General features: G+C 51.7%; 23 protein-coding genes. 16 read left to right on the forward strand and 7 right to left on the reverse strand.

Annotation, left to right across the window (positions count from 1 at the left end; all coding sequences use genetic code 11):
• Positions 1 to 169 precede the first annotated feature (169 nt).
• The 5 genes from BMX00_RS00400 to BMX00_RS00420 form a co-directional block, all read right to left on the reverse strand.
• The gene (locus tag BMX00_RS00400) at positions 170 to 1,684 is read right to left on the reverse strand and encodes a M48 family metalloprotease (RefSeq protein ID WP_090825723.1); all 1,515 of its coding nucleotides are present in this window, start codon (positions 1,682 to 1,684) and stop codon (positions 170 to 172) included.
• A gap of 249 nt (positions 1,685 to 1,933) precedes the next feature.
• Complete coding sequence (locus tag BMX00_RS00405) at positions 1,934 to 2,272, reverse strand: P-II family nitrogen regulator (RefSeq protein ID WP_090825727.1); 339 nt, start codon at positions 2,270 to 2,272, stop codon at positions 1,934 to 1,936.
• A 345-nt stretch (positions 2,273 to 2,617) separates the two neighbouring features.
• Positions 2,618 to 3,031, reverse strand: coding sequence for a VOC family protein (locus BMX00_RS00410; protein ID WP_090825730.1), 414 nt, complete (start codon positions 3,029 to 3,031; stop codon positions 2,618 to 2,620).
• 141 nt (positions 3,032 to 3,172) lie between these two features.
• Positions 3,173 to 3,616 carry a YciI family protein gene (locus tag BMX00_RS00415; RefSeq protein WP_090825734.1) on the reverse strand — a complete coding sequence of 148 codons (444 nt, stop codon included), beginning with the start codon at positions 3,614 to 3,616 and terminating at the stop codon, positions 3,173 to 3,175.
• A gap of 210 nt (positions 3,617 to 3,826) precedes the next feature.
• Positions 3,827 to 5,443: an NAD+ synthase gene (locus BMX00_RS00420; RefSeq protein WP_090825739.1), complete on the reverse strand. Its 1,617-nt coding sequence runs from the start codon at positions 5,441 to 5,443 to the stop codon at positions 3,827 to 3,829.
• 110 nt (positions 5,444 to 5,553) lie between these two features.
• On the opposite strand from BMX00_RS00420, the gene BMX00_RS00425 reads away from it, so the two are divergent.
• Positions 5,554 to 6,717 (forward strand): GNAT family N-acetyltransferase, encoded by a 1,164-nt coding sequence (locus BMX00_RS00425; RefSeq protein WP_090825742.1) that lies wholly within the window; start codon positions 5,554 to 5,556, stop codon positions 6,715 to 6,717.
• 94 nt (positions 6,718 to 6,811) lie between these two features.
• Positions 6,812 to 7,351 carry an NUDIX hydrolase gene (locus BMX00_RS00430; RefSeq protein WP_090825745.1) on the forward strand — a complete coding sequence of 180 codons (540 nt, stop codon included), beginning with the start codon at positions 6,812 to 6,814 and terminating at the stop codon, positions 7,349 to 7,351.
• 209 nt (positions 7,352 to 7,560) lie between these two features.
• Here BMX00_RS00430 and BMX00_RS00435 read toward each other — a convergent pair whose 3' ends face one another.
• Complete coding sequence (locus tag BMX00_RS00435) at positions 7,561 to 8,964, reverse strand: N-acetylmuramoyl-L-alanine amidase (protein WP_425433849.1); 1,404 nt, start codon at positions 8,962 to 8,964, stop codon at positions 7,561 to 7,563.
• Positions 8,910 to 9,416 carry a tRNA (adenosine(37)-N6)-threonylcarbamoyltransferase complex ATPase subunit type 1 TsaE gene (tsaE, locus tag BMX00_RS00440; RefSeq protein WP_090825751.1) on the reverse strand — a complete coding sequence of 169 codons (507 nt, stop codon included), beginning with the start codon at positions 9,414 to 9,416 and terminating at the stop codon, positions 8,910 to 8,912. Before tsaE ends, BMX00_RS00435 begins: the two co-directional genes overlap by 55 nt.
• 27 nt (positions 9,417 to 9,443) lie before the next feature.
• On the opposite strand from tsaE, the gene queG reads away from it, so the two are divergent.
• The 14 genes from queG (at position 9,444) to BMX00_RS14465 (ending at position 25,538) form a co-directional block, all read left to right on the forward strand.
• Positions 9,444 to 10,553 carry a tRNA epoxyqueuosine(34) reductase QueG gene (gene queG, locus BMX00_RS00445; protein ID WP_090825754.1) on the forward strand — a complete coding sequence of 370 codons (1,110 nt, stop codon included), beginning with the start codon at positions 9,444 to 9,446 and terminating at the stop codon, positions 10,551 to 10,553.
• A 441-nt stretch (positions 10,554 to 10,994) separates the two neighbouring features.
• A complete protein-coding gene (locus BMX00_RS00450; RefSeq protein WP_090825756.1) occupies positions 10,995 to 11,621 on the forward strand; it encodes an XrtA/PEP-CTERM system exopolysaccharide export protein in 627 nt (208 codons plus the stop codon).
• A gap of 49 nt (positions 11,622 to 11,670) precedes the next feature.
• Positions 11,671 to 12,030, forward strand: a complete 360-nt coding sequence (locus BMX00_RS00455) for a hypothetical protein (RefSeq protein ID WP_143053014.1) — start codon at positions 11,671 to 11,673, stop codon at positions 12,028 to 12,030.
• 3 nt (positions 12,031 to 12,033) lie between these two features.
• A complete protein-coding gene (locus BMX00_RS00460) occupies positions 12,034 to 13,557 on the forward strand; it encodes an XrtA system polysaccharide chain length determinant (RefSeq protein ID WP_090825761.1) in 1,524 nt (507 codons plus the stop codon).
• A 288-nt stretch (positions 13,558 to 13,845) separates the two neighbouring features.
• Positions 13,846 to 14,790, forward strand: a complete 945-nt coding sequence (locus BMX00_RS00465) for an XrtA-associated tyrosine autokinase (RefSeq protein ID WP_090825764.1) — start codon at positions 13,846 to 13,848, stop codon at positions 14,788 to 14,790.
• Complete coding sequence (locus BMX00_RS00470; protein WP_090825767.1) at positions 14,777 to 16,348, forward strand: TIGR03016 family PEP-CTERM system-associated outer membrane protein; 1,572 nt, start codon at positions 14,777 to 14,779, stop codon at positions 16,346 to 16,348. Before BMX00_RS00465 ends, BMX00_RS00470 begins: the two co-directional genes overlap by 14 nt.
• Before the next feature lie 29 nt (positions 16,349 to 16,377).
• Positions 16,378 to 17,391, forward strand: coding sequence for an XrtA/PEP-CTERM system-associated ATPase (locus tag BMX00_RS00475; protein WP_090825770.1), 1,014 nt, complete (start codon positions 16,378 to 16,380; stop codon positions 17,389 to 17,391).
• A 31-nt stretch (positions 17,392 to 17,422) separates the two neighbouring features.
• A complete protein-coding gene (locus tag BMX00_RS00480) occupies positions 17,423 to 18,262 on the forward strand; it encodes an XrtA system polysaccharide deacetylase (protein WP_090826803.1) in 840 nt (279 codons plus the stop codon).
• Between the two features lie 73 nt (positions 18,263 to 18,335).
• Positions 18,336 to 19,352 (forward strand): FemAB family XrtA/PEP-CTERM system-associated protein, encoded by a 1,017-nt coding sequence (locus BMX00_RS00485; protein ID WP_245727464.1) that lies wholly within the window; start codon positions 18,336 to 18,338, stop codon positions 19,350 to 19,352.
• Between the two features lie 2 nt (positions 19,353 to 19,354).
• Positions 19,355 to 20,614 (forward strand): TIGR03087 family PEP-CTERM/XrtA system glycosyltransferase, encoded by a 1,260-nt coding sequence (locus tag BMX00_RS00490; protein ID WP_090825773.1) that lies wholly within the window; start codon positions 19,355 to 19,357, stop codon positions 20,612 to 20,614.
• 5 nt (positions 20,615 to 20,619) lie between these two features.
• Positions 20,620 to 22,248 (forward strand): exosortase A, encoded by a 1,629-nt coding sequence (gene xrtA / locus BMX00_RS00495; RefSeq protein ID WP_090825776.1) that lies wholly within the window; start codon positions 20,620 to 20,622, stop codon positions 22,246 to 22,248.
• Positions 22,249 to 22,251: 3 nt separating this feature from the next.
• The gene (locus BMX00_RS00500; RefSeq protein WP_090825778.1) at positions 22,252 to 23,442 is read left to right on the forward strand and encodes a TIGR03088 family PEP-CTERM/XrtA system glycosyltransferase; all 1,191 of its coding nucleotides are present in this window, start codon (positions 22,252 to 22,254) and stop codon (positions 23,440 to 23,442) included.
• Positions 23,443 to 23,459: 17 nt separating this feature from the next.
• Complete coding sequence (locus BMX00_RS00505; RefSeq protein WP_090825781.1) at positions 23,460 to 25,394, forward strand: XrtA/PEP-CTERM system amidotransferase; 1,935 nt, start codon at positions 23,460 to 23,462, stop codon at positions 25,392 to 25,394.
• Positions 25,395 to 25,397: 3 nt separating this feature from the next.
• Entirely contained in the window at positions 25,398 to 25,538 is a 141-nt protein-coding gene (locus BMX00_RS14465) for a hypothetical protein (RefSeq protein WP_177171726.1), read from the forward strand.
• Positions 25,539 to 25,550: the final 12 nt, after the last annotated feature.

Below are 25,550 nucleotides of genomic sequence, written 5' to 3' on the forward strand. Positions count from 1 at the left end.
CAAAGGGTTGACCTAGAGGTGCGCGAATTCTATCGATCCGGCGGGCAAACTAGAACATAGTGCGCCAGCAAAAACCCTGCATCCTTCAGCCCTGGACAGAGCATTGGCTGGTGCCGTCTCAAGACCGGATTGAACAACGGACTGGGCAATGAAGAGCGCAGAAAATACGTTATTTCGTCTTGGCCTTCTTATTGGCCGCCAGCTCGCGCAATTCCTTGAGGCGAGCTTCGACGCTGGATGTCTGGTAAAAATCGCCATTGCTTGTTCTCAGCGCGATCTGCAGTTGTTCGACCGCTGCCGGAAAATCGCCCTGCCGCGCGTAGACTTCCGCTTGCGCCCGATGCTGAGACATGTTATCCCCGAGCGCTTCATGACTCTGTGCCTGCAGTACGTAGAGGCGCGTATCGTTGGGAGTGAACTGCAATTGCTGGCTAACAAATTTTAACGCAGTGTCGGCGCGGCCACTGCGCAGCAGCGCATCGGTGTAATCGTAGACCAATGCCCGGTGCTGAGGAAATATTTTCAGTGCGGCCTGGTAAATATCGAGAGCTTCCGCAGTTTGTCCCACTGCTAATTTGACGCGGGCGGCGAGCGTCTCGACCATGGGACTGGACGGCGACGTTTTACGTTCAATCCGGATAGCCGAGCCGAGGCGATGGTTTTCGAGCGTATCGTTCGTCCCGCCTGGCTGCAAGGCTTCATACAGGCGCGCCAATTCCTTGTCGGCGCGCAGGTACTTTCTGTCTTGCAGCAGTGCATTGACGAGCCCATAACGTTCCACAGCCTCGTTGATATAACGCTTGTCCCCCAAAACCGACTCGAAATACTTTACCGCATCACCTGCTTTCTCCAGATAGGGGCGGACCTTTGCACGTACCAGCTGGAAATCCATACTGTCGGGAACCTGGCGGTAAGGCGTGCTCTGTATGCGGTTCTCTATATCCGCAATACGCTCATACGTGATCGGGTGAGTGCGAAGATATGAGGGAGCGCCATTTTCCTGAAAGCGCCCGGCCTTTTGCAGGTGTTCAAAAAATGCTGCCATTCCGTGTGGATCGAAACCGGCGCCGACCAGGATATTCATTCCTATGCGGTCAGCCTCTTTTTCATGGTCACGGGTAAAGTCAAGTTGCGACTGAATCTGGCGTGCCTGCGAGGCGACCAGCACGGCCGCCCCCGCCTGTGGGTTTGTACGCGATGCCAGAACCGCCAGGGCTACCGCGGCCAAGGACGTGAGCATGCTGTATTTTTGTCCGGAGATCATGCGAGCCAGATGTTTTTGGGTAACGTGGGCGATTTCATGCGCCATGACGCCGGCCAGCTCGGATTCACTTTGTGCCGCAAGGATCAGGCCGGTATTGAAACCCATGAATCCGCCAGGGAGAGCGAACGCGTTGATGGCCGAATCTTTAACGGTGAAGAATTCAAACTCCTGATCGGGACGTGCCTCGCGAGAGCCGAGAATCAGCTTGTTGCCGAGCGTGGCGAGGTAACCTGCTATTTCCGCGTCATCCAGATAGCTGGGATCAGCGCGAATCTCGGACATGATCTGCAGGCCGAGTTCTCTTTCCTGGCGTGGAGAAATGGTAGCCTGAGACACATCGCCCAGATCGGGCAGCTCATCGGCAAAAACGGGTAACGCAAACAGAAGCGGCAGAACAGCCAATATCTGGTGCACTTTCATGTCGATAAGATAACTCTTCCCCCGCAAAGTTCAACATGCCGGGACGGGGATTCGGTGAGAGGAAAAATTGAAGGGAAAAGGGGTTGAAATCCGGGAATTGAGGTCGGTACGGGACAGTTTATCGGTAGTAATCGGCGGGGTATCTACTTGAATCCCCGACTCTTGGTTTAACCTGCCTAAACCGGACGTTGCAGCGTGATGTGCGCTGGCTCGTCTGGCGCGATTCTGCGTTCGAGCACGACAAAACGCCTAGATCGCTGCCTCATCCGTTTCACCCGTGCGTATGCGTACCACCTGGTCGATAGAGGTAACGAAAATCTTGCCATCGCCGATCTTGCCTGTGCGGGCAGTATTGACAATAGTGTCAATAATGCTGTCCACCAGTTTTTCATCTGCCACGATCTCAATTTTTATTTTTGGGAGAAAATCCACAACATATTCCGCCCCACGATAGAGTTCAGTGTGACCTTTTTGTCTGCCGAACCCTTTTACTTCCGTAATGGTTACGCCAGCGATACCAATCTCGTTGAGGGCCTCGCACACTTCGTCGAGCTTGAAGGGTTTTATGATGGCCTCGATTTTTTTCATGAAACCTTCCTTAGATCAATATCATAACTATGAATGTGGGCTGTGTGCTGCGATGGGGGACTTCCCGAGTCAGCCATATCCGATTCTAAAAACTTTCTGCCATTTGCAGAAAACGGTTGCACCGCCAAGAAAGGAATTCATTTTAATGCATGAGGATTACAGGCCGCGAACAGTTGCCGCAATGGGCTTGGGGATCCGACCCGCAGATCGCTTGATCATGCGACGATTCTGGAAGCCACCACATTTAGGGCGCGTTTCAACGCCGGAACATTACTCAAGCCTTATTCAGCATTTTCCATAACCTGGTTCTGTCATCGGCCATTGCAAGCAAAAACGAGTAATTCTTCAGGACGCCACGATCACCATCCATGACACCCCAAAGCGATCGGCGACCATGCCGAAAAGGGGGGAAAAGAAGGTCCTGGTGAGCGGCATCTGCACCTGGCCATTGTCAGCCAGCCCGGCGAAAAGCCGTTCGGCTTCGGCAACGTCGGCCGCCGTGATCGAGAGTGAAAACCCTTCGAAGCTGGCCTGCCCTGCGCACCTGCCATCCGAGGCCATCACTGTCGTATCGCCAATGCGGAAGCTGGTGTGCATGATCTTGTCTTCGGCACAGGCTGGGGCCATGCCGGGCTCAGGGGGCTCTGGATTGTCGTTGAAGCGCATGAGTATCATCACCTCTGCGCCGAGCGTTTTGCGATAGAACTCCACTGCTTCCTCGCAGCGGCCGTTGAAGAATAAGTAGGGCTGGACCTGCATAATATGTCTCCTGTGGCTTCGGCTCGCAATCCGGGCAAGCGCACCCCACCGGTACTTGCACCCGTGTCAGGCTTCAACCTGTGCTTTGCGCCTTGCTCTCAAGGGGTTGGGGGGGACACTAGGGTATGCCTCGGCTATGCATTAGCTATGTTTGGCAGCCTTGCGGAGTTCTTCAGCCCGTATGCGCTGATGTGCTTCCTGTTCCCGCAGTTCGGGCGTGAATTCCGCACCGAAGTCATCCGCCTCGAACACGGGGCGTATCTCTATCTCAGTCTCTTCCTCATGTGGATTGGGACAGCGCTTGACCCATTCGATAGCCTCGTCCATTGACTGGACTTGCCACAGCCAGAAGCCGGCTATCAGGTCCTCGGACTCGGTAAAGGGGCCACTGGATACAGTACGCTGACGTCCTGAAAACCGGACGCGCGCACCTTTCGAAGTCGGATGAAGCCCTTCGCCTGCAAGCAGCAATCCGGCATTCGCCAACTCTTCATTATATTTGCCCATTTCGGCAAGCAATTGCTCGCTCGGCATCATCCCAGCCTCCGAGGCCTTGCTGGCCTTGACAATCACCATGACTCGCATCGCAATACTCCTTCAAATGGCAGATAGTTAGGGCGCGGGATCACGGCAGCAATCAATCAGATCAGTCCAGCCCACACTCTACTACACGGCAAAGGTTAAAGCCGGGAAAATATATATCCGTCAAACTTGGTGAGTATATATCCGGCAAACTTGGGTTAGGCGGCCTTCTTGAAACGGCGCTTGCTCCACTTCCATTGCATGAGTAGCACGCTAAAACTCGTCCCGATACTTTGCTGTAATCGGGTAACGCCAATCCTTGCCGAACCCCCGTTGGGTGACGCGGACGCCGGGTGGAGACTGGCGGCGCTTATATTCGTTCTGGCGAATTAAATACACTACCCGCCGCACGTCGGCTTCCGCATAATTCATTCCCAAAATTTCGCGTAGCGATAAATTCCGTTCCACATAAGCTTCCACGATGCCATCGAGTACATCATAGGGAGGAAGATTATCCTGATCGGTCTGGTCGGGACGCAATTCAGCAGAGGGTGCGCGAGTGATGACCCGCGCCGGAATAACCTCCGATAAATTATTGCGGTAGTGGCAGAGCTGATAGACCATGGTTTTGGGGATGTCTTTCAGTATCGCAAAGCCGCCGGCCATATCGCCGTATAAGGTACAGTATCCTACAGCCATTTCCGATTTATTGCCGGTCGTGAGCACGATCGAGCCATATTTGTTCGATAATGCCATCAATAGCGTGCCGCGTATGCGTGCCTGCAAGTTCTCCTCGGTGAGATCGGGGCCACCAAGTTTGGGCGGCGCCAGGAATTTCCCAGCCAGGGTATCTTGAAATTCGTTAAAAATCGCGTCGATGGCAAATTCACTGTAGCGTACACCCAATGTATCGGCCATAGCACGCGCGTCGAGCAAGCTTATGTCGGCCGTAAATCGTGAGGGCATCATTACCGCCTCAACTTTATCGGCACCCAACGCGTCTACCGCGATGGTCATGGTGAGTGCCGAGTCGACCCCGCCGGACAACCCCAACACTACGCCGGGTATCCCATTTTTCCCGACATAGTCCCTGATGCCGAGACACAGCGCCTGGTAAACGCTGGCTTCCACGGTTTGGGTCGGCGCAATATACCCGCTTACAAGAGTAGCACCTTGCAGTTCGATCAGGCTGAGCCTTTCCTTGAACTCATCGAATTGATGAGTCAGTTCGCCTTCGCCATTCATGGCAAAGGATGCACCGTCGAATATCAGCTCATCCTGCCCCCCCACCAGATTGGCATAAATAATGGGCATTGCCGTTTCGCGGATGCGCTGACGAACGATCTTATATCGCAAGTTTTGCTTGCGCATGTGGTAGGGGGAAGAATTCAGCACGAGCAATATGTCTGCCCCCGCTTTCCTGGCGCGAGAGGCGGTGCCTTCTTCCCAAATATCCTGGCAGATATTGATGCCGAATCTCATCCCATCCAATTCAAATACGCAGGGATCGGATCCAGGCTGGAAATAGCGCCGCTCGTCAAATACGCTGTCATTGGGAAGCTGATTCTTCAGATATGTCGCAATGATTTTGCCCTCGCGTACCACCGATGCCGCATTGTAGAGTTTGTTGTCGACAAGATGTGGATGGCCTAGCAGCAACGTGATCCCATCTATTTTTTTGGCGAGATCCGCTAGCACATCTCTGCATGCGCCGCGGAACCCATTGCGCAATAACAGGTCTTCCGGGGGGTAGCCCGAAAGTGCCAACTCGGGGGTAATCATCAAAGCCGCTCCAGACTTCTTTGCCTGATCGGCGTAATCAAGTATCTTCCGGACGTTGCCGCTGAGGTCGCCGACGATGCAATTGATCTGGGCAATGGCGAGTTTCATGTGGGTGAGTCTGCTTGAGTTCGACGATTTTGAGTTAACATTTTGGTAAATATACCAGAAGGAAAGAAGCGCTGTTCCAGCACGCCTGTCGTGCGGAGCAGTGATTTTTCATGAATTCAGAACTCGACATCCAAATAATCCATTGCCTCGACGATATTCCTGTTACAGCGTGGAATACCCTGGCTGGGGACGATCCGTTCCTGCGCCACGAATTCTTTTCCGCTCTTCATAAATCGGAATGCGCATCGGAAAAAAGCGGTTGGTCGCCAAAGTTCATTACGTTATGGGAGGGAAGCACGCTGCGTGGCGCATTGCCGCTTTATGTGAAAACTCACTCATACGGAGAATATGTATTTGACTGGGCCTGGGCGGATGCTTATCGGCGCTGTGGGGTTTCGTATTATCCAAAACTGCTGAGTGCGGTGCCTTTTAGTCCCGTGACGGGACGGCGACTGCTGGCACGGACGGCGGAGCATCGCGCCTTGCTTGTTATGGCCGCGTTGAAATTGGCTCAGGGTAAAAATGCGGGGTACGGGGCTTCGTCTTTCCACTGTCTTTTCCTGCCAGAGGATGAAGCAGAAGAAATGGCTCGAGCCGGAATGATGCTGCGGCAGGGTGTCCAGTTTCATTGGAAGAACCAGGCAGGAACGGGTTTTGAAAGTTTCGAAGAATTCTTGAAGGGCATGAGTCACAGCAAACGCAAGAAAATCCGCCAGGAGCGTAGAAAATTACATGAATCAGACATCCATTTTCAATGGCTAACCGGGCATGAGGCCACTCCTGATCACTGGCGTTTCTTTATCGATTGTTATAACAAGACATACCGCGATCATTATTCGAGTCCCTATCTCAATCTGGAATTCTTTTTGCGGCTCAGTCAGAGCATGCCGGAAAACCTGCTGCTGATTCTGGCGCTGCGTGGTAATCAGCCTATTGCAGCCGCGTTGAATTTTATAAATTCCCGGGCACTGTACGGGCGTTACTGGGGCACACAGGAGTTTGTTTCAGGGCTGCATTTCGAAACTTGTTACTATCAGGCCATCGAATTCTGCATCGCACACCGGATCAGCTTGTTTGAGGGAGGAGCCCAGGGGGAGCATAAGCTTGCCCGGGGATTTCTTCCGGTGCGCACCTGGTCAGCCCACTGGCTCGCACATCCGCAACTGGCCGCCGCTATTGGGAATTATCTCCAAACAGAGGCACAACACCTCGATCATTATGTAGACGAACTGAACGATAGCATACCGTTCAGAAAAGCAGCGCCTTCAAGCTGAAGAATTCAAGTTGCCGCTTTTGTCATGAGCCAATATAAACCATGAAACACTTGTGCCATTATTGCTTTCAGTTAAAACGTTATGAGACACCCTCATGAGATATTGTAGTAACTGTGCCACTCGGGTGGAATTGCGTGTTCCCCAAGGCGACACGCTGCCCCGCTACGTATGTCCCGCATGCAGCGTTATTCATTATCAGAATCCGAAGATAGTGGTGGGTTGCATACCGGAATGGGAAGATAAAATACTGCTGTGCCGCCGGGCCATCGAGCCTCGCCACGGCTTGTGGACTGTGCCTTCCGGGTTCATGGAAAATGCTGAGACGCTTGGCCAGGGAGCCGAACGGGAAACATTGGAGGAGGCAAATGCCCGAGTGCAAATGGGGAACCTCTACGCGATTTACAGTTTGCCCCATATCAACCAAGTGCATGTACTGTTTCGCGCGCGGTTGCTGGACCTGGATTTCAAACCCGGGCTTGAGAGCCTGGATGTCAGGCTTTTCAGTGAGGAAGAGATTCCATGGGATAAGCTGGCTTTCCGCGTTATACGGGAGCCGCTGAAACGTTACTTCGAAGAGCGGCGGCAAGGCAAACTAGGCTTTCACATGGGGACCATTGAAGAGATTCGCCAATAACTTTTGCTGAAAATGAGCGAGAAGTAGAAAGTTAAAACCACACATCATTGTTCAGGCTGTGCTGCTCGCTGCGGCTCTATGAGATAACAGGCGCAACGGGCCAAACACCCCTCAACCGCCCTGTCTCCTGTCTTCTCCTGCCGTCCGTCTATTGAGTACAAAAATTCTTTGCTAACAGTATGCAAGCGGTTTGCCAGCCAAGGCAGATATCACTCGAGCGATACCATTCTCGACCGGGACAGGGGTGGGTTATTCGCGAAATAGCGCTTGATGCCTGCGAGTATGGCTTCAGCCAATTTGTCCTGATAGGCGGTATCTCTCAGCTTCTTCTCTTCATCGGGATTACTGATGAAAGCGGTTTCCACCAGAATGGAAGGAATATCCGGCGATTTGAGCACGGCAAATCCTGCCTGTTCCACATCGCTCTTATGCAAATGGTTGATATCGCCGATCTCCGACAGTACCTCTCTGCCGAGCTTGAGGCTATCGTTGATTGTCGCGGTTTGCGATAAATCCAGCAACGTTTGCTTGAGATAGGGATCCTTGATATCCAGATTGACCCCGCCGATCAAGTCTGCCTGGTTTTCTTTTTTTGCGAGCCAGCGCGCGGCAGCGGAGGTCGCGCCACGCTCAGATAGCGCAAACACCGAAGAACCGCGCGCATGCGGTTTGATGAACGCATCCGCATGCACCGATACAAATAAATCGGCATTCAACTGACGTGCTTTCACTAACCGCGTCGGCAGAGAAATAAAATAATCTCCATCCCGGGTAAGTGCTGCGCGCATGTTGGGTTCCTTGTCTATTTTGGCTTTGAGTTTCTTTGCGATCGCCAGAGTGATATGTTTCTCATGAGTACCGCTGCGGCTTATTGCACCGGGATCTTCGCCACCGTGGCCAGGGTCAATGGCGACGGTAATGAGGCGCGTCATCTCGGGTTTGTTTTTTTTCGAGGCTGTTATGCCCCGGGCGAGGGTGCCGCCACTAATGATCGGGCTGTTATCGGCCTTCAGATCTGCCTTCGAATCAGCCTGAGTAGCCGCTGTGGCATTTTCATTAAGGAGAGCCATGAGCGGATCTGGTGGAACGACCGGATAAACGTCCAGCACCAGCCGGTGGCCATAATTGCCCACCGGTTTGAGCACGAATGCCTGGGGTATCGCCTCGGTCTTGAGGTCCAGCACCAGTCTGACTATGCCGGGCTTATATCGGCCTATACGGACCGCGCGAATATATGGATCGGACGCATCGATTTTATCGGGGAGCTTTTCGAGCTCCGGCGTAAGCGCGATCTGGTCCAGGTCAACCACCACGCGGTCCGGGCCCTTAACGGTACTCAGCGAGTACTGTATGGGCAGGGCCGACTCCAATGTGAGGCGTGTATACTCCGGTGCGGGCCAGACTCGAACCGAACTGACCGTGTTGCCGGCCGTCGCGCTAGCTGGCGTACCGGCAAAGACGAGGTTTTTAAATGACAGGAACAGGAGCGCCGCCATAGATAGATAGATGACGGGTAGCGATGGAACGGTGTTGTTCCGGCAATAGAACAATGCCTGGATTAGGGATTTAGGAAATCCGACCCTTTCAGGGCGGCTTGCCAACGTTTCAAGCACAGTCTGCCTGCCTCCGTGTCTGCGTGAATTTCGACATCGCGGCCTGCTTCAGCAATATGAATAAAAAACCTTAAATCCGCGGTGGGCAATAACCCTCCCACCTTTTCGGCCCACTCCACTACACAGATCGAGTCTGTATTGAAGTATTCGCGGAAACCTGCTTCTTCCCATTCGTGGGGATTTTCAAAACGATAAAAATCAAAGTGATACAAGTATAACTTAGAAATTTTATAAACTTCAATTAAATTATAGGTGGGGCTTTTTACTTTTTCCTTATAACCCAGGCCGCGCAGGATACCCCGAACCAGCGTGGTTTTGCCTGCGCCAAGGTTGCCGCTCAGAAAAATGATGAGGCCGGGATGCAAACCCGTTGCGATTTCCGCGCCAAGCGCGAGTGTCGCGGCTTCGCCGGAAAGATGATGGGTAAAGTGAACGTGATCGGAGTGATGCATCGCGTGAGACCCGGTATGATGTGAGTTATGCAGAAGAAAATCTCAGAAAATCCATTGAAAAACGCCCGGGACTCCGCTCCGGACTTTGCCCGGCTTGCCGGAGCGATCAAAGCCTGGGGCAGAGAGTTGGGTTTTCAAGAGATCCGAATCGCGGATGCCAACGCCGACATGAGCCAATCTGAATACGGTTTGGAGCAATGGCTGAACAAGGGTTATCAAGGCGAGATGGATTATATGGCGAAACATGGCACCCGGCGCACCCGCCCCGCGGAACTCATCCCTGGCACGTTGCGGATAATCTCTGTATGCATGAATTATATGCCTGTGGCGAAGGACAGTTGGCAGGTGATCGGCAATGGCGACAAGGCATTTGTATCACGCTATGCGCTCGGGCGTGATTATCACAAGGTATTGCGTACGCGTTTACAAAAACTTGCCGACAGGATAGCCGCGGAGGTGGAGCACTCCAACTACCGCGTATTCACGGATAGTGCCCCCGTCATGGAGGTAGAATGGGCTCAGAAATCAGGTGTGGGATGGCGTGGCAAGCATACCCTGCTGATTTCGCGTGAGGCCGGGTCCATGTTCTTTCTGGGCGAAATATATACTGATACGCCTGTGACTGTGGACAGCCCCATAGGAAATTATTGTGGAAGCTGCACGAGGTGCATCGATATTTGCCCCACCCACGCAATTGTTGCGCCCTACCGACTGGATGCCAGACGTTGCATCTCCTACCTTACCATCGAACACAAGGGCAGCATTCCGGAAGCGCTGCGTCCATTGATAGGCAATCGGGTATATGGCTGCGATGACTGCCAACTGATCTGCCCGTGGAACAAGTTCGCGGTCAAAACCGTTGAAGCTGACTTCGCCGTGCGCAACGGCCTGGACGACATATCGCTGGTCGAGTTATTTTCGTGGAATAAAGAAGAGTTCGATACTCGGCTTGCTGGCAGCCCAATTCGCCGCATTGGCCACGAGCAATGGCTGCGCAACCTGGCGGTAGGACTAGGTAATGCGCCGACCTCGCCTGCCGTGGTTGATGCATTGCAGGGGCGGCGCGACGATGTTTCATCACTTGTGCGCGAACATGTCCGATGGGCATTGCAAAATCACAATAAACGTCGCGTTTAGCCGCCACTTCGGAAGACGGCAAAGTGAGTGGACGGGTAAACTGCCCCCAACGGACTATAGACCGGTGCAAGTGAGTGTACTAAAGTCCAATTTGATGCCGATGCTGATGCTGATACGATGCGGTTCGCGATGAGAAAATAGCTCAACCAGCAACCTATATAAGCGATAAGTGCTTCAGACAGTTGCCTTACGTTTATGAGAAGAAGTTTACGAGAAGAATTTTTTGATTCTGAAGCTGGATTTTTGTTTGACTGCGGGATCGCGCATACACTTGCAAATGAAATCTGCAGATGCTGCATCGGTGTCATGTGTTGCAAAAAACACAACAAATCAATAGTCTCTTGACAGAGAGGCTGACTTATAGCATCTTTATTTTCCGATAAAACCAGCCCCCATCGCATAGATCGGACCGCCTCTTTCATATAGCAAAAAGGAAAATTAGTGAACGCTCTGCACTTGAGTATTTTGAAATGGCTGGCCTGTCTTGCCGTCATATTTCCTATCCTCTTCCTTGGCGGTTGCAAAACCTACCCAGCTCTTAGCCCTGACGAAAAGTATATCTCGCACGATTATCTCATTGGCCCCGGGGACAACGTGGACGTTATTGTCTGGCGCAATCCGGAGGTTTCCATGGCGGTGCCCGTGCGTCCCGATGGAAAAATCACTACACCGCTGGTGGAGGATCTGCCCGCCAGTGGAAAAACCTCGACGCAGCTGGCGCGGGATATTGAACAAGCCTTATCCAAGTACATCCAGCAGCCGGTCGTCACTGTCGTCGTGACCGAGTTTGTGGGGCCATACATGGAGCAAATACGGGTTATAGGCGAGGCTACCAAGCCTCAGGCACTCCCCTACCGGGAAGAAATGACGTTGATGGATGTATTGATCGCGGTGGGCGGCATCACCGATTTTGCTGCAGGCAACAAGGCCAGGATCATTCGGAACGTGGATGGGAAACAGCAACAATTTAGTGTTAGATTGGATGATCTGATCAGGAATGGAGATATTTCCGCAAATGTACCCATGCGTCAAGGGGATGTTCTCGTCATTCCAGAAAGCTTTTTTTGATTTACATTGGGATGACTGGCTTGGTTCAGTCTACTTCACAAAGCGCAGTATGTTTCTGGTCGCGCCATTAGAGATTCCGGCAGGGGCAGTCTTGCATGCGCAAAAAAAAGGCTATTCAAACATCATGCCCCTAATTTATCGGATTTCTACGGCAAGCCTGGGGCTTTTCAACAGATGGTCTGAGTACATTCAATCAGAAAAGCATCCGTATCTCATTCCCCGGATTACAAAACGCAAGCATCCGTTTCACCTTGCAGGCATGACGGTACGCAGGAGCGTGGATCAATCGGGATTAACCTCGTCTATCAGCTTTCCGCGAAAGTATTGCAAGAGCACACTTTCGGAAATTTTGACATTCCGGAGTAATGGCGACAGCTTAAGTGATTACCCCATCTATAAGGCCAATTGAAATATGGAGGAGCTGACAACCCAGCTGCTTGTTTACCTGAAAGGGGTGTGGAAATATCGCTGGATTGCGGTAAGTGCAGCCTGGATCGTCGCCATTGCAGGCTGGGTTATTGTTTACAAGCTGCCTGATGATTATCAGGCTTCCGCCAGAATTTATGTCGATACACAAAATGTATTGAAGCCATTAATGGCTGGTATGACAATTTCCCCTGATCTGCAACAGCAGGTTTCCATCATGAGCCGAACCTTGATCAGCCGCCCCAACGTGGAAAGAGTGGTGCGCATGGTTGATCTGGATATCAAGGTCAAGGATGTAAAGGAGCAGGAAAAGCTGGTCAAGGAGCTTATGGGAAAAATCCAGCTGGGGGCGGCTGGTCGCGATAACCTTTTTACCATTCACTATAACAATCAAAACCCTAAACTTGCTAAAGACATCGTTCAATCGTTATTAACCATTTTTGTCGAAGGGGGTCTGGGGGATAAGAAAGATTCTTCGTCCGCCATTCGCTTTATTGACGAGCAGATCCAGAGTTATGAGGAGAAGCTGATTGCCGGGGAAAATAATCTTAAGGCATTCAAACAAAAGAATATTGGGTTAATGCCTCAGCAAGGCAGCGATTATTACGCCCAGCTATCTCAGGCAGAGGAAGATCTCAACAAAACCAGGCTGGATTTACGTGAAGCCGAGCAGGCTCGCGATGCGATCAAAAGGCAAATTACCGGCGACGAGCCCGTACTCCTGGTGGATCAGAATGACTCGCCCTCATCTATAGTTAATGTAGAGATTGACTCTCGAATTGATGCATTGAACAAGAATCTGGACACTCTCAGACTAAACTATACGGAACTGCATCCTGATATTATCTCAACCAAGCGTTTGGTTGCCCAGCTTGAAGAGCGCAAGAAAGAAGAAGCTAAGCTAACAAAAAATAGCGCCGATCCCGGGAAAAATTATAGTCCCATGCTGCAACAGCTCAATGTGGCCCTGGCGGAAGCTGAAGCAGATGTCGCGTCCATGAAGGCTCGGGTGGAGGAATACACTTTCCGCTACAATCGGCTGAAATCCCTGAGCAACGCAGTGCCGCAAGTAGAGGCGGAGCTTACTCAACTCAATCGCGACTACCAGGTCAACAAAGCCAATTACGAAAAGCTTCTGGAACGCCGCGAATCGGCGAAGATATCTGGCGAACTGGGCTCCGCGACGGATTTGATGTCATTTAGGATTATCGATCCGCCAACAGTACCCGACATTCCGGTGGGACCCGATCGAGGCAAACTATATTCTCTGGTGTTTCTTGGGGCCATATTATTAGGGATCGGAATCGCGTTTGTTATCAGCCAGGTTCGGCCAACGTTTCATAGTCAAGCTAGCCTGCGGGAATTAACTGGAAGGCCGATATTGGGTTCAATTCCAATGATTTGGACCAGTAAGGAAAAAATTAAGCGCAGGAAACGGCTGTATGCGTTTGGCCTTTCATTACTATCCTTACTCGGCATATATGGCGCGTTGTTAGTAAAAATGGCCTAACCTGGAATTGAGAACCCACTTGCTTTGATCTCGGCAATTTTAGCCGCCCCAGGCAGGGTTCCACCGGCTTCGCCCCTATAGGATATATCCTTGATGCATAAGCCGACTAAGCGTATGGATGAGTATTCGAAAAGTCATTTATCAGCCCCTACTCTTTTTATTCAACGAAATCATGCAATTTACCGGCTTGGCTGCCGGGGTCGTTTTTGATTTCTGCAGAATCTGCATCTCGGCAAATTCCAACACTTCTGCATCATATCGTGCCTTGTAGATTTAATCGGAGAAAGCATGAGTATCATTGAGAAGGCCGCAGCTAAACTCGAAAAAGAGGAGAGTGGTGGCGGGCCGTTCCTTTCGAGTAATTCCATCAGCTCCGGAGAGCTTTCCGATGAGATGGACATTCAGTCGAGGGCAAGCGAAGGTGTTCAGACTGGACCAGATTCGGTAAAAGACACAGTACCGGTTCCAGGAGTGGCGACGGCCCCGGCCTCTGCCCCGATGTCAAGACGGATTACTCTAAATCTGGCGAAGATGCGGCAGTATGGGATTGTCACGCCGGACCAGGGAAGAACACAGATTGCCGAGCAATTCCGTGTAATCAAACGGCCGCTACTTACGAATGCGTTTAACAGAGGACCAGGAATGATCAAGAATGGAAACCTGATCATGGTCACGAGCGCTCTTGCGGGGGAAGGGAAAAGTTTTTGTACGGTCAATCTGGCCATGAGCATCGCCATGGAAATGGACCGCACTGTGTTGTTGGTGGATGCTGATGTGGCTCGCCCTACGGTACCCAAAATTCTTGGACTTGGGACAGAGAGCGGTTTAATGGATATCCTTATTGATGAAAAGCTCGATTTGGCGGACGTCCTGATTAAGACGAACATCGAAAAGCTCACGCTTCTTACGGCAGGGAGAAGACACTCGCATTCAACCGAGCTGTTAGCAAGCCAGAGCATGAATGATTTGTTAAAAGAACTGGCGGAACGTTATGCCGATCGCGTCGTTATTTTTGATTCCCCGCCATTACTATTGACGAGCGAGGCGCGTGTACTGGCAACTCAGATGGGGCAAATTGTTCTGGTAGTGGAAGCTGAAACGACATCGCAACAGGCCGTCAAGGAAACCCTCCGGCAGATAGAATCATGCGATGTTGTAAATCTGATCTATAACAAGGCCAGATCATTTTCTGGCGGAGAATATTACGGCTATTATTATCATGAGAGCGCCTGAAAACTGGCGCTCTCACAAGCATTTATTGCCGGCTGCTTACCTGGCTGCAACGGCAATGTTATTACTGTCTTCCTACTCGGATGCGGCTGAATGGAGGGTAATTCGTCGAACGAATTTGGTTGAAACATATAGCGATAACGTGCGATTGGGAGGGGGGGCCGGAACGGATGATTTCATCACTCAGACTAATCCGGGTATAACGGTAACCGGGATAGGAAACCGCTTCAATGCCAACATAGATTACACGTTGAACAATCTCATCTATGCCAACAACAGTAATTTTAACCGAATCAGGCACCAACTCAACGCCATTGGGACTGCCGAGCTGGTGAAAGATCTGTTTTTCGTGGATGGAAGCGCTTCAATCAGACAGCAGAATACTTCCTTGCTTGGGCCGCAGGGGATTGACAATGTCAATGTCACAGGCAACAGGTCCAATGTAAGCCTTTATAGTGTCAGTCCCTACCTGCGCCATCGTTTTCAGAACTTTGCATCAACCGAACTCCGTTATATCCACAATATAGTCAATTCAAGTGCAAACTCGCTTTTTAACAGCCAAGGGGATAGCTTCCTTCTTGGCCTCAACAGTGGTACCGCTTTCAACACGCTTGGGTGGGGCGTGAATTACAGCAATCAAATGATCCACTTCGCTACCGGCCGGTCAGTCGAACTGGAGCGTACGATCGGTAACCTTCGTTACCGGGTAACGCCGCAATTTGGCCTGACCGCAACCGGTGGCTACGAAAGAAACAGTTTTATTTCGATCAGAGGGAGTCCCTCGGCACCTCTCTGGACGGTTGGTTTTGCATGGGCACCCACTGAAAGAACGAACATTGCTGTGAACGGCGGACAACGGTTCTTCGGCAACACCTATTCAGCCCTGGCCAGTCATCGTACCCGCTTGACCGCCTGGGATGTCAGTTATAGCCAAGATATCACAACCTTCAACCAGCAGGCTGGCCTTGGCCTTGGTTCATCAGCCGGCTTCGGGGGATCGCTGAACCAACTCCTCGCGGCGCAAAATCCCACTCTCAGCCCCGACGCAATCCAGCAAGCTAGCGGCGCAATTCTTGGCCTCGGAGCGACCGGTTCTTTTTTTGGTCCTACCAACTTTTTAACCAACCGCCTCTTCCTGCAGAAGATGCTACAGGCTTCTGTCGCGATGAATGGAGCAAGAAATACTGTTGTGCTCAGAGTATTCGATATGACGCGCCAGGCATTCTCTCCAGACTCGGTCGACGCCGGTTTGGTTGGGGCGGGAGATTTGGCACTGCTTAACCACACGAGGCAGCGCGGTGCAAATGCATTATGGAGCTACCGGCTTAGCCAATTGACGAGTGCCAACGCCAATTTCGGGTACACGAAATTCAGCTTTCTGGGTGCCGGCAGAGTGGATGACTTTTGGCTGATCACGCTCGGCTTGTCCAGGCAATTCTCGCAAATCCGGCCTAATCTGAATGGAACGCTTCAGGTGCGGCATCAGGAACGAAATTCCAATCAGCCCGGGGCAGACTACCGGGAGAACGCCATTATTGCGTCCCTGAACATGAGTTTTTAAAGCGGAAGTTTCTTGGCGAAAATAATCGAATGTACTCATCATTCTATGGCTTCAGAGTCAAACCGTTTCAATTAAAACCCGATCCGAATTTTTTCTTCGGTAGCAAGGGTCATAAACGCGCCATGGCCTATCTCGAGTATGGACTCGCCCAAGGAGAGGGTTTTATTGTCATTACCGGCGAAGTGGGTGCGGGCAAAACGACACTGGTTCGGCATCTTTTTCGCAAGCTGGATTCCGAGAAGATTCTCCCTGCGCAGGTTGTAAATACCGATCTGGATTCCGGCGACACGTTGAGAATGGTGTCTGCGGCGTTTGGGTTGCCCTATGAAAATCTAAGCAAGGCTTCGTTGTTAATCGGGCTGGAACAATTCTTTCGTCAGTGCGATCAGCAGGGAAAACGCTCCCTCCTGGTAGTCGATGAAGCGCAGAATCTCTCTCCTCGGACCGTAGAAGAGTTGAGAATGCTTTCCAATTTCCAAACGGATGATAGGCCCCTCTTACAAACTTTTTTGCTTGGCCAGCCGGAGTTCAGGGAAACTCTAATGAGCCGCGACATGCAGCAATTGCGCCAGAGAGTGATTGCAACGTATCACCTCGGGCCCATGGACTTGGCCGAAACACAATCGTACATTGAACATCGGTTAACGACGGCAGGCTGGCAGGGAAATCCGTCATTTGATGAGGATGCCTTTGGCGCCATTTATGATTACACAGCAGGTATTCCCCGAAAAATAAATGGGCTTTGCGATCGCCTCCTGCTGATGGGTTACCTGGAAAAATTGCACAGTTTCAGTAGCGCGGAAGTTAACGAAGTTATTCGTGATATTCAGCAGGAATTCGATGTGCCGGCTGCCACAGTCCGCATGCCAGGCGACAGTCCTGGCACACCTGTGTCGGAGAGCAGTGAATCTCTACTCAAGATGGAAAATACGGATAACCGGCTTGCCAGGCTGGAGGAATCGGTTGTCTCGTTGCTGGAGTTGCTCAAGCAAATACTCTCCCTTTCGGATCCGGGCAAAAAACTTAAAAAGGACAAGATTTGATGTGGTCTACGCGCCGGACGCATTCCTCCCGATGACCCAGACGTCAATACGTAACGCTATGACGATCGATGTGGAGGACTATTTCCAGGTTTCCGCATTCGCTCCGTATATCGCTCGGGAACGGTGGGAATCCATACCTTGCCGAGTAGAGTCCAATGTTGACCGCATCCTTGCTTTATTGGATGAAGAGGGCACAAAAGCGACGTTTTTCACCTTGGGATGGATCGCCGACCGGTATCCTGCAATGGTAAGCCGCATCGTTTCAAATGGTCACGAGCTTGCAAGCCATGGATGGGCTCACTACCGTGTTTCCGATCAAAATCCGGATGAATTTCGTGAAGATATCCTCCGAAGTAAAGCCATTTTGGAAGATATCGGTGGCCAGGCGGTTTTAGGGTACCGTGCACCCAGTTTTTCCATAGGCCGGCATAACCAATGGGCACTGGATCTGCTTGAAGAGGCGGGTTACCGTTACAGCTCGAGCATTTACCCAGTTCGACACGATCATTATGGGATTCCCGATGCCCCCCGTTTTGCATATTATCCCCGCGGCAGTGGGTTGCTGGAATTGCCCATCACCACAATGCGCCTGTTCAGGCAAAATATTCCCGCCGGAGGCGGCGGCTATTTCAGGCTTTGGCCCTATCCCGTTTCAAAATGGTTTTTGAAAAGGCTGAATCAACTGGAGCAGCGCTCTGCGATTTTCTACTTCCATCCTTGGGAAATAGATCATCAACAGCCGCGTCAAAAAGGTATCAGTATGAAAACGCGCTTCCGCCATTATTACAATCTCCACCGCATGGAAAAGCGGATCAAAGCACTGACCCGTGACTTCAACTGGAATCGAATGGATCGGGTTTTCCTTGATTAGCAGCACGGGTTGTCCTATTGACGCATCTCAGGAGAATCGCAGCCACTCCTCCGTTCGGGCTGATACTCCATCTGTGCATTTACTTCAGCCACAACAGGCCAAAAGATGGGACGAATTCGTGTCGCTCTGCCCCGAAGCGACCTTTTTCCACCGCAGCGGATGGCAAACGGTCATCGAACGTGCGTTCGGGCATAAAACATGGTTCCTGTATGTGGAATTGGATGGTCAGGTTCAAGGTGTGCTGCCTTTAGCTGAGATTAACAGCCGGCTTTTCGGTCATTCCTTGAGTTCACTTCCATTTTGTGTATATGGCGGAATCGCTGCCACTTCTGAAACAGGGCGGCAAGCGCTCGACCATGCAGCCCAGGCGCTCGCGTCGCGGCTGCAAGTGGACTATCTGGAATACCGCAATCTAAGAGCGCTGCATGCGCAATGGCCAACCAAGGACTTGTATGTGACTTTCCGCAAAGAGATCGCCCCTGAAGTGGAGGATAACATGCAAGCCATCCCGCGCAAGCAGCGCGCAATGGTACGCAAGGGTATCAAGGCTGGACTGGAAAGCGTCATAGATGAAGATACCTTACGTTTTTTTTCGGCGTATTCGGCAAGCGTGCACCGGCTTGGTACTCCAGTGTTTTCCAAAAGCTATTTCCGTCTTCTCAAGGAGGTGTTCGGGCAGGATTGCGAACTTATGATTATTGAAAAAGGTGGGCAAATTGTCAGCGGGGTCATGAGTTTTTATTTTCGAGACGAGGTCTTGCCCTACTATGGTGGCGGTACTCATGAAGCTCGGGAAGTAGCGGGAAATGACTTTATGTATTGGGAACTGATGCGCCGTGCTTGTGAAAGAGGATATAAAACATTTGATTTCGGCCGTAGCAAGCACAATACCGGCTCTTTCGATTTCAAGAAAAACTGGGGGTTCGAACCCACGCCACTTTATTATGAATACCAGCTACACGGGTCTGAGGCAGTGCCTGATCACAATCCCCTCAATCCCCGGTACCGGCTGTTCATCAAAGCTTGGCAGAAGCTGCCTCTGCGGCTTGCCAATCTCATCGGCCCGCATATCGTGAAAAATCTGGGCTGACAATGGAGGAAATTCTTTATCTCGTCCACCGCTTTCCTTATCCTCCGAACAAGGGAGATAAAATACGCTCTTATCATCTACTCAGGCATTTGAGTCAACGCTATCGCATTCATCTCGGTACCTTTATTGATGACGACGGGGACTGGAAGTATCGCGATAAAGTGAAAGGCCTCTGCGGCGAGACCTGTTTTATCGATCTCTCCCCAAAGGTAGCGCGTGTACGCAGCCTCCGCGGTTTTTTTTCCGGGCGGCCTCTGACCTTGCCCTATTATTGGGATAAGGGATTGCAAACTTGGGTAAACAGTATTCTTGAAACGAGACCGGTCAGAAATATTCTGGTTTTTTCCTCGGCCATGGCCCAATACGTCAGCCATGCGAGAAACGCACACCGCATAGTCGATTTCGTCGATATTGATTCCGATAAATGGCGGCAATATGCAAACGCCACACGCTGGCCGATGAACCGGGTTTATCGGCGCGAGTCGAAATTGCTTCTTGGCTACGAACGGCAGGTTGCTGTAGATTTTGATTGCGCCACATTCGTTTCCCAGGCGGAAGCCGACCTATTCGGAAAACTCGTGCCAGAAGCTGCGAAGAAGGTTACGTACTTCAACAATGGCGTCGATGCCGACTATTTCTCACCGCATCGGCCGTACTCAAATCCCTACACGGCCGGTTTACCTACATTGGTCTTCACTGGCGCGATGGACTATTGGGCCAATATTGACGCCGTGGAATGGTTTGCGCGCCGGGTTTTTTCCGAGGTTCGCGCGCAATTACCCATGGTTGAGTTTCACATAGTGGGTGCGCGTCCCACCGCAGCAGTAATCGCTTTAGCCAGTCTGCCCGGTGTAACGGTAACCGGATCGGTACCGGATGTCCGGCCTTTTCTCGCCCATGCCTCCCTGGTCGTAGTTCCGCTGCGTATCGCCCGCGGTATACAAAACAAAGTGCTTGAAGCAATGGCGATGGAAAAAATTGCAGTGATCTCCCCTCAGGCGATGGAAGGCATCCACGCGTGCCCCGGCCGGGAACTGGTCGTAGCAAGCGATGGTAGTGAGTTCGCCTCCCACATTCTGGCGGTGCTGGCCAACGGATCGGATTCGTCCATGGGTCATGCTGCAAGGAATCGTGTGCTTGAATGCTACAGTTGGGAAAAAAGCCTGGGGGGCATCGACAGGCTTCTTGCCCGGACACGAACAATTTATTCTGATGAAGAGGTCCGGCCGGCCGCAAAGTTGCTTCAGATTGGCGGGAGATGATTGGCATGGATATTCAAACGCCGCAAAAATTAACGCATGACCCCGTGATAACGCTGGATCAACACGGTTTTAAAATAGCTGTCGCCGTAACGCTCGTTACAATTGTTGCCATTCTCGCGAGCTACCACAAAACGACCTGGTCCATGGTATCCATCTGGGCACGATCCGATACATTTGCTCATGGCTTTCTGATTTTTCCTTTCAGCGCTTATTTGATATGGACGCAACGCAAGCGTCTCAGCGCCCTTAGTCTTCAACCGAACCTGTTTGGGCTGGCTGCGCTTGCCACCATCGGTTTTAGCTGGCTGCTTGCAATACTCGCCAGCGTTCAGGTGTTCGAGCAGATTTTCCTTGTGGCGATGATCCCTGCCGCAGTTTGGGCAATTCTTGGAAACCGCATGGTATGGGCACTGGCTTTCCCGTTAGCTTATCTCTTGCTTGCCGTACCGTTTGGGGAGGCGCTTATTTCTCCCCTGATAGACTTTACCGCCGACTTTACCGTGGCGGCATTACAATTGACGGGCATCCCGGTTTATCGTGAAGGCAGCTTTTTTACCATCCCGAGCGGGAACTGGTCCGTTGTGGAAGCCTGCAGCGGCTTGCGCTACCTGATCGCATCTTTTACGCTGGGTACTCTTTACGCTTATCTGACCTACCAAAGCCTGAAGCGCCGCCTGATCTTCATTGCATTGTCGGTGATAGTGCCCTTGGTCGCCAACGGCATCCGCGCATACATGATTGTGATGACGGGTCATTTGAGCGATATGCGTCTCGCCGTGGGAATTGATCATCTGATCTACGGTTGGGTTTTTTTTGGCTTCGTGATGCTTTTATTATTCTGGATCGGATCCTTCTGGCGCGAGGACGAGCCAAAATCTGCCGGTCCGATGACCCACTTCGAGCCTGAATCGGACCCGACGCCGGGCGGCGTTCCACTCAAGAGCCTGATCTACGCCGCCACCGCGGTCGTTGCTGTTGCACTTATCTGGCCGGCTTATGCCGCTTACCTCGAAAACATGCTTTCCCGCAGCGATACAATGCCTAAGCTCGAGATTGCCGGTCTCTCGCAGAAATGGGAAATCAGCCCGAGGGGGGGTTCTGAATGGAGGCCACAATACATTGGCGCAACTACCCAGCTCCTGCAACACTATAACGATAGCAAACGGCCGGAGAGAGCAGTGGATCTATACATTACCTATTATCGAAATCAACAGCAGGGGAAAGAGCTGGTGAATTCGGAAAATGTGCTTACGTTGGAAAATGAGTCGGAAAATGAATCGCAAAGTAATCCCGAAACTCGATCCCATTGGCGGAACGTCAAGCACGACACGCGTACTGTATCCTTTGGCTCCGGCGAAGGGGTAATTAATCAGAACCTCATACAATCATCCTCATCCAAGCTGCTGGTATGGAGGTGGTATTGGCTTGGTGAAGAAAAAACCGCCAATCCCTATCTGGCCAAACTGATTCTCGCCAGAAACAAACTTATGGGCAGGGCTGATGATGGGGCAGAGATTATTGTTGCGGCATCTTATGACGACGTATCCGATGAGGCGGCTCCGATACTTGAAAGTTTTTTCGCCGATATGATGCCATCCATAGAAACATCTCTCCGGAATGCGGGCAATCGCTAGTAAATGGCAGGTCAAACAAGATCCGCGGAAGTCCTTGAACAGCCTCCCCTTGTTGTTCATGTGATTTACCATTTAGGTGTAGGCGGCCTGGAAAACGGACTCATCAATCTGATCAACCATATTCCGACGGAGCGTTACCGCCATGCCATCGTTTGCCTCAAGGGATATTCCGACTTTCGCAGGAGGATCATCAGGCATGATGTGGAAATTATAGCGTTGAACAAGCGTGAGGGAAACGACCTCAATCTTTACGTCGCTCTTTTTAAGGCATTCAGGCGGCTGAGGCCAGATATCGTGCACACCCGCAACCTTGGCACGATGGAGGGCCAGGTCATCGCCGCCATTACGGGCGCACGGGCACGCGTGCACGGGGAACACGGTCGCGACATTTTTGACTTGCATGGGAAAAACCGTAAATACAACTTACTGCGCAAGGCGATTTGCCCTTTAGTGACCGATTTCATTGCCGTTAGCAAAGATCTGGAAAACTGGCTCGTCAATACTATTGGTGCAACACCCGTCCGCGTCAACCAGATCTACAACGGCGTCGACAGTACACGTTTTTCCCCGCGCAACCACCATATTTTTGCAGCCGGGCGCATTGGAGGTATACCGGAAGGATTTATTGCTGACAATACATTTGTTATTGGAAGTGTTGGAAGAATGGCGGATGTAAAAAATTTTCCCTGTTTGGTTCAGGCTTTTCTGATGCTGTTGAAAGAAGAACCTTCAGCTCGCCAACGACTTCGGCTCCTGATAATCGGGGATGGGAATTCACGTGGGAAGTGCGTCAATATGTTACGTGAAGCGGGAGCGGAAGCCCTTGGCTGGTTTCCAGGTGAGCGCGCAGACATTCCGGAGCTGATGCGGGCTATGGATTTGTTCGTGCTTCCCTCGCTCGGCGAAGGCATTTCCAACACCATTCTCGAAGCCATGTCCACTGGTTTGCCAGTCATAGCGACCAGGGTTGGCGGAAATGTGGAACTGATAAAAGAAGGAGTTACTGGAACACTTATTCCGCCAGACGCGCCAGCGGCCATGATGACAGCCATATTGAGCTATTATAAGCATCCCGAGCTGATCGCCAGCCATGGGTCGGCAGCGCGAGAACAGATTCAGGCAAGCTTCAGCATCGAGGCCATGACGAAGGGCTATCTCCGGGTCTATGACAAGGTGTTATGCAGACAAAGTTGAGATAAAGGAAAACCAGCATGTGTGGAATCGTCGGCCTATTTGATACGCGCGGCAAGAGGGAGTTCGACCGTCGGCTCCTGGAGCGCATGAATCAGATTCAGGCACATCGCGGGCCCGATGAAGGTGAGTTGTACACCGAGCCGGGTGTCGGCCTGGGTCATCGCCGCCTCTCGATCATGGATGTATCCAGCGGCCAACAACCGCTTTTCAACGAGGACGGCAGCGTCGTCGTCATCTTCAATGGGGAAATCTATAATTTCCAGGATCTTGCCAGGGAGCTTGCCGCCGCCGGCCATATTTTCCGTACCCATTGTGATACCGAGGTCATCGTGCATGCCTGGGAAGAGTGGGGTGAGAATTGCGTAGATCGCTTCAGAGGCATGTTTGCATTCGGTTTATGGGACCGTAATCGTGAGCTGTTGTTTCTTGCCCGGGATCGGCTTGGCATCAAACCCCTGTACTACAGCCTGCTCAAAGATGGCACATTCATTTTTGGTTCCGAGCTTAAGGCTTTACTAGCTCATCCGGATTTTCTGCGGGAGCTCGACCCGTATGCGATCGAAGATTATTTTGGTTACGGTTATATACCTGAGCCAAAGACGATATTTCGGCAGGCTTTCAAACTGCCCCCAGCTCATACCCTGAAACTCCACTGCGGGCAAAATGTGCCGCAGCTGCGCCAATACTGGGATATACCATTTGTTCCGCACGAGCCGCTCAGTATGGCCGAGGCGCAGGAAGAGCTGACTATACGGCTGCGCGAATCGGTCAAGATTCACCTTATGACCGAGGTGCCCCTTGGAGCTTTCCTGTCTGGTGGTGTAGATTCAAGCGCGGTGGTTGCGATGATGGCCAACCTCATGAAGGAACCGGTCAATACATGCTCCATCTCTTTCGGTGACCCTGCTTTCAACGAATCGCAATATGCGCAAAGTGTGGCTGATCGCTACCATACTAGCCATAATGTAGAGCAGGTGAACCATGACGACTTTGACCTGATAGACAAGCTGGCTTCGATTTATGATGAGCCTTTTGCTGACAGCTCGGCCATGCCCACCTATCGGGTTTGCGAGCTGGCGAGGAAACGCGTAACCGTTGCATTGTCAGGAGATGGCGGGGACGAGAACCTCGCCGGCTACCGCCGTTATCGCTGGCATCTCTATGAAGATCGGATGAGGTCCGCGCTACCGTTCGGGCTTTGCAAGCCAATGTTTGGGTTGTTGGGCAGTCTGTATCCCAAGGCTGACTGGGCGCCCAAGTTTCTGAGGGCAAAATCCACCTTCGAGGCACTCGCCCGAGATTCGGTGGAGGGTTATTTTCATGGCGTATCCATCGTTAAAGACAGGATGCGCCAAAGCCTGTTCAGCCCTTCGTTCAATCGCAGCCTTCAGGGTTATCAAGCGGTGGAGGTGTTGCGTATGCATGCTGAAAAATGCCCTGTACAGGACGCCCTGTCGCGGGTGCAATACCTGGACATGAAAACCTACCTTGTCGGAGATATCCTTACCAAAGTTGACCGAGCGAGCATGGCGCACGCTTTGGAGGTGCGGGTGCCACTGCTCGATCATAAGCTGGTCGAATGGATATCCGGCCTGCCGGCTTCGTTCAAGCTTCACGGACATGAAGGCAAATACGTATTCAAGAAAGCTCTGGAACCTCATCTTTCCAATGAGATCCTGTACCGCGATAAGATGGGTTTTGCCGTTCCGCTGGCAAGCTGGTTTCGTGGTCCGTTGCGCGAGAGATTGAACAATGCGTTAATGGGTCCGGTTTTATCGGATACCGGATTATTCAACCGGACCTATATAAGCCAGATGCTCGACCAGCACCAGTCGGGGCGGCGCGACCATAGCGCTCCGCTTTGGACACTGCTAATGTTCGAATCTTTTTTGCGCAACGTGCTCGATATGGAGCAGCCACGTTCACGTAAGGAAGATCGCAAGGTGGCATAACCCATGCCCAATAACGGAATGCTGGAACTGTGCTGTGCCGGCGGAACGGACGAGCCCAACCTCAAATATTTCTCCCTGTACGGACGATCCGATCATCGCCAGGCCGCCGGCCGCATTCTTCCTCTGCCTCAATATCGGTTTTAGAGGTTCAATAAA

The organism is Nitrosovibrio tenuis (genome assembly GCF_900109785.1).
Classification (GTDB): Bacteria; Pseudomonadota; Gammaproteobacteria; order Burkholderiales; family Nitrosomonadaceae; genus Nitrosospira; species Nitrosospira tenuis_A.

Bases quoted from the DNA above. Each gene is read 5' to 3' on its own strand.
- BMX00_RS00490 (WP_090825773.1), top strand. From the start codon at position 19,355: ATGGAGGAAATTCTTTATCTCGTCCACCGCTTTCCTTATCCTCCGAAC.
- BMX00_RS00455 (WP_143053014.1), top strand. From the start codon at position 11,671: ATGTTTCTGGTCGCGCCATTAGAGATTCCGGCAGGGGCAGTCTTGCAT.
- BMX00_RS00430 (WP_090825745.1), top strand. From the start codon at position 6,812: ATGAGATATTGTAGTAACTGTGCCACTCGGGTGGAATTGCGTGTTCCC.
- BMX00_RS00425 (WP_090825742.1), top strand. From the start codon at position 5,554: ATGAATTCAGAACTCGACATCCAAATAATCCATTGCCTCGACGATATT.
- BMX00_RS00470 (WP_090825767.1), top strand. From the start codon at position 14,777: ATGAGAGCGCCTGAAAACTGGCGCTCTCACAAGCATTTATTGCCGGCT.
- BMX00_RS00420 (WP_090825739.1), bottom strand. From the start codon at position 5,443: ATGAAACTCGCCATTGCCCAGATCAATTGCATCGTCGGCGACCTCAGC.
- xrtA (WP_090825776.1), top strand. From the start codon at position 20,620: ATGGATATTCAAACGCCGCAAAAATTAACGCATGACCCCGTGATAACG.
- BMX00_RS14465 (WP_177171726.1), top strand. From the start codon at position 25,398: ATGCCCAATAACGGAATGCTGGAACTGTGCTGTGCCGGCGGAACGGAC.
- BMX00_RS00500 (WP_090825778.1), top strand. From the start codon at position 22,252: ATGGCAGGTCAAACAAGATCCGCGGAAGTCCTTGAACAGCCTCCCCTT.
- BMX00_RS00405 (WP_090825727.1), bottom strand. From the start codon at position 2,272: ATGAAAAAAATCGAGGCCATCATAAAACCCTTCAAGCTCGACGAAGTG.
- tsaE (WP_090825751.1), bottom strand. From the start codon at position 9,416: ATGCATCACTCCGATCACGTTCACTTTACCCATCATCTTTCCGGCGAA.
- BMX00_RS00410 (WP_090825730.1), bottom strand. From the start codon at position 3,031: ATGCAGGTCCAGCCCTACTTATTCTTCAACGGCCGCTGCGAGGAAGCA.
- BMX00_RS00415 (WP_090825734.1), bottom strand. From the start codon at position 3,616: ATGCGAGTCATGGTGATTGTCAAGGCCAGCAAGGCCTCGGAGGCTGGG.
- BMX00_RS00465 (WP_090825764.1), top strand. From the start codon at position 13,846: ATGAGTATCATTGAGAAGGCCGCAGCTAAACTCGAAAAAGAGGAGAGT.
- queG (WP_090825754.1), top strand. From the start codon at position 9,444: ATGCAGAAGAAAATCTCAGAAAATCCATTGAAAAACGCCCGGGACTCC.
- BMX00_RS00480 (WP_090826803.1), top strand. From the start codon at position 17,423: ATGACCCAGACGTCAATACGTAACGCTATGACGATCGATGTGGAGGAC.
- BMX00_RS00505 (WP_090825781.1), top strand. From the start codon at position 23,460: ATGTGTGGAATCGTCGGCCTATTTGATACGCGCGGCAAGAGGGAGTTC.
- BMX00_RS00460 (WP_090825761.1), top strand. From the start codon at position 12,034: ATGGAGGAGCTGACAACCCAGCTGCTTGTTTACCTGAAAGGGGTGTGG.
- BMX00_RS00400 (WP_090825723.1), bottom strand. From the start codon at position 1,684: ATGAAAGTGCACCAGATATTGGCTGTTCTGCCGCTTCTGTTTGCGTTA.
- BMX00_RS00475 (WP_090825770.1), top strand. From the start codon at position 16,378: ATGTACTCATCATTCTATGGCTTCAGAGTCAAACCGTTTCAATTAAAA.